The sequence below is a fragment of the uncultured Cyclobacterium sp. genome, from assembly GCF_963976465.1.
Lineage (GTDB): Bacteria > Bacteroidota > Bacteroidia > Cytophagales > Cyclobacteriaceae > Cyclobacterium.
The window spans coordinates 1-3814 of the sequence record NZ_CAXBOC010000513.1; the positions used below are offsets into that span (position 1 = coordinate 1).

The 3814-nt window shown below is 37.0% G+C and carries 3 protein-coding genes; all 3 read left to right on the forward strand.

Translation table 11 applies throughout. The annotated features are described in order from the left end of the window. A partial coding sequence (locus AAC037_RS21335) for a CTP synthase (protein ID WP_339905471.1) occupies positions 1 to 1078 on the forward strand: 1078 nt, incomplete at its 5' end. A gap of 51 nt (positions 1079 to 1129) precedes the next feature. Next, a complete protein-coding gene (gene yidC / locus AAC037_RS21340; protein ID WP_339905473.1) occupies positions 1130 to 2950 on the forward strand; it encodes a membrane protein insertase YidC in 1821 nt (606 codons plus the stop codon). Between the two features lie 449 nt (positions 2951 to 3399). Further along, a partial coding sequence (locus tag AAC037_RS21345) for an MBL fold metallo-hydrolase (RefSeq protein ID WP_339905475.1) occupies positions 3400 to 3814 on the forward strand: 415 nt, incomplete at its 3' end.

Sequence of the window (3814 nt, forward strand, 5' to 3'; positions counted from 1 at the left end):
TTTTCTTTCTGCTGCAAAGGAGTTGAAAACCAAGCCAACCCAGCATTCGGTTAAGCAATTATTGGAGGCCGGGGTGCAACCTGATATTTTAGTTTGCAGGACAGAACACCATTTACCTGTTGATGTCAAAAAGAAAATTGCCCAATTCTGCAACGTACAATTGAATTGTGTCATTGAAGCAATGGATGCTGATTCAATTTACGATGTTCCGCTATTGATGAAAAAAGAACGTCTTGATGAGCGGGTGATGACCAAATTAAAAATATCCTCTAAGACCAATACTGAATTGGAACAATGGAAAGAATTTTTGGGTAAGCTCAAAAACCCAACCATGGAGGTGGATATAGCGCTTATTGGTAAATATGTTTCACTTCCTGATGCCTATAAATCAATAATTGAATCTTTTATTCATGCAGGCACTTCTTTAGAATGCAAAGTAAACTTACATTTGGTTTCTTCTGAGGAATTAAACGAAGGGAATATTGGTAAGAAACTTGAACTAATGGATGGTGTTTTGGTAGCACCTGGTTTTGGAGTTAGGGGACTTGCAGGAAAACTAATTGCCACCAAATATGCCAGGGAGAATTTAATTCCTTTCTTTGGTATTTGTTTAGGAATGCAAGTTGCTGTCATTGAGTTTGCAAGAAATGTCTTGGGCAAAGCTGACGCTTCTTCCGGTGAATTAGAACCTGATTGTAAGGATCCGGTAATTTTTCTTATGGAAGAGCAAAAAGGTGTCAAGCAAATGGGAGGAACCATGCGTCTAGGTGCTTATCCTTGTGAGATGAAAAAAGGTTCCAAAGCTTATAAAGCCTATGGAAAACCAAAGGTAACAGAGCGGCATAGACACAGATATGAATTCAATAACAAGTACCTCAAAGAGTTTGAAGACCATGGAATGGTTGCTTCCGGAAAAAACCCTGACAAAGGCTTGGTTGAAATTATTGAATTGAAAGATCACCCTTGGTTTGTTGGTACCCAATTTCATCCGGAATACAAAAGTACTGTTTTAAATCCCCACCCATTGTTTGTGCGATTTATCAAGGCAGTTAGTGACAATAAAAGGAATAAATCTTAAAATAATTATTTAGTGACAGGTTTAAGCCTGTATCAAACAACCGATTGAATTATGGATAAAAATCAAGCGACAGGACTAATTCTTTTCGCAGCGGTAATTTTGGTTTATTCGCTCTTTTTTGCGAGTGATCCCCAGCCAGTTATCGACCCCCAAACAAGCAATGGAAGTACACAAGTACAATCTAGTGCGGATGAGGCTGAGCAAGGCACACAAGAAGTTGAAAGTGTATATACTGATAGTCTACAAAATATTGCAGCCAAGCAGAAATACGGTGACTTTTCAGGCCTTGTCAATGGACAGGAAAGTGAAACAATACTTGAGAATGATGATGTAAAAATCACACTATCTAATAAAGGTGGGGAAATTCAAAAAGTCGAAGTCAAAGGTTTCAAAACCTATGACCAACAACCCCTCATTATTTTTGATAGCGAAACAGGTGCAATAGATTATAAAATTAAGGCTACCAATGGTGAATTAAGCTTAAATTATCTTTTCTTTGAAGTAAATGAATCTAGTGAAGTTGTAGACGAGGTGCAGGTAAGCACCGTAACTTTTACAGCCAATGCCGGTTCGGGTAGTATAGTAAGAAAATACCAATTGCCATCATCAGGTTATCAGCTTTCCCATAAAATCGAGGGTGATAGGTTGGCCAACTTGGTTAATGAGGAAGTTTTGACCATCAATTGGCAGAGTGAACTCAAAAGGTTAGAGGAAGATATGGGAGAGTCCCGAAGGAAAACCTATATGAATTTCTATACTTCAGATGAAACCTATGATTATTTATCAACCGGGGAAGGTGATGACTCGGAACAAGTAGGTGAACCTATAAAATGGGTGGCCTTCAAACAACGGTTTTTTACCTCCGGTATAATTGCAAAGGAGCAATTTAACAGCGGTAACCTTGCCCAAGAAACTCCCATAGATTCATCTTATGTGAAAAACATGTCGGCTACCTTACAACTCCCTATAAATGGAGAAGTTAGTTATTATTTCGGCCCTAATAATTATAAGGTGCTTAAAAATGTGACGCCTGAGTTTGATAAAAATGTAGACATGGGCTATATTTTTGTTAGCTGGGTAAACAAATACATCATTGTAAACTTGTTTCACTGGCTTGAGAATTTCTTCAATAACTATGGAGTAATCATCATATTGATCGTATTCATCATTAAGTTGTTCTTGTTGCCTTTGACTTATAAGTCCTACATTGGAATGGCTAAGATGCGGGTGATTAAGCCTGAAATTGATGAGTTAAAGGAAAAATACGGAGAAGATCAAACCAAGATGCAACAAGAGCAAATGAAGCTCTTTAGTCAACTCGGGGTGAGTCCTATTTCAGGTTGTTTACCTATGGTGTTACAAATGCCCTTCTTATTGGCCATGTTCTTTTTCTTTCCAAATTCTATTGAATTGAGACAGGAATCGTTTTTATGGGCACATGATCTTTCTACGTATGATTCAATCCTTAACCTGCCTTTTACCATACCATTTTATGGCTCGCATGTAAGTTTATTTACTTTATTAATGACCGTTTCTCAAATAGCCTATACGCACTTCAACAATCAGTTGACGACTGCGCAAGGGCCTATGAAAAATATTGGTTATGTAATGCCTGTGGTTTTTATGTTTGTTTTAAACTCTTTCCCTGCAGCACTTAGTTTCTACTATTTTGTATCCAACATGGTTACTTTTGGTCAACAATACTTGATCAAACAGTTTGTGGATGATGATAAAATCAGAGCTAAAGTGGAAGAAAGCAAACTTAAAAATGCAAATAAGAAAAAATCCAAGTTTCAGATGAAAATAGAGCAAGCCATGAAAGCCGCAGAAAATAATAAGACTGAAACCAAGAAGAAAAAAGGAAAAAAATAAAAGGCAATTTCTCAACTATATATCAATAAGGCATGGTTTATTCCATGCCTTTTTTGTTGTATCCATGGCCGGATTTTCTTATCTAGAATTTTTTTACATAGGATTGGACATTATTGGTTACAGAATAAAAATAGCTTTTTGATCAGGATTCAAGTTTTAGACAATAAACTTTAACCCATGTGGATGTTCTAGAATTGATTGTGGGTGCAATTGTTGATTAAAAATGAGCTTCAATAGAATCGCTCAAAGTCTTAGCAATTTCGCCTTCTGTGTAATTCTTTAATGCTTGTTGTAAAGAGTTAATAATTAAGTGCTTAATAGGGTTGTTGTTAAGATGCTTTCCCTTTTTATCTATTATTAACTTTCGGATCCATTGAGCTGGCTGGTCATAGTTCGGATTAAAATGATATATTTGTAATCGCATGAAAAATCGAAATTCAAAATAATCTATGATTGAACTGAAGTATTTTGGTCATTCGACTTTCTTGGTGGAAATAGGAGGGAAATCACTGATATTTGATCCCTTTATTTCACCCAATCCCCTTGCCTCCAACATTGAAATTGATAAGATCAAAGCAGATTATGTTTTGGTCAGTCATGGACATGAAGATCATGTTTTCGATGTGGAAAAAATTGTTACAAACAACAAGGCCACATTGGTTTCAAATTTTGAAATCGTAACCTGGTATCAGAACAAAGGAGTCAAAAATGTATGGGGGATGAATCATGGTGGGGCCAAGGCATTCGATTTTGGAAATGTCAAGTATGTGAATGCCATCCATAGCAGCGCCCTTCCGGATGGTTCATACGGTGGAAATCCCGGTGGGTTTGTAATTGAGTCGGCGCAGGGCACCTTTTATTTCG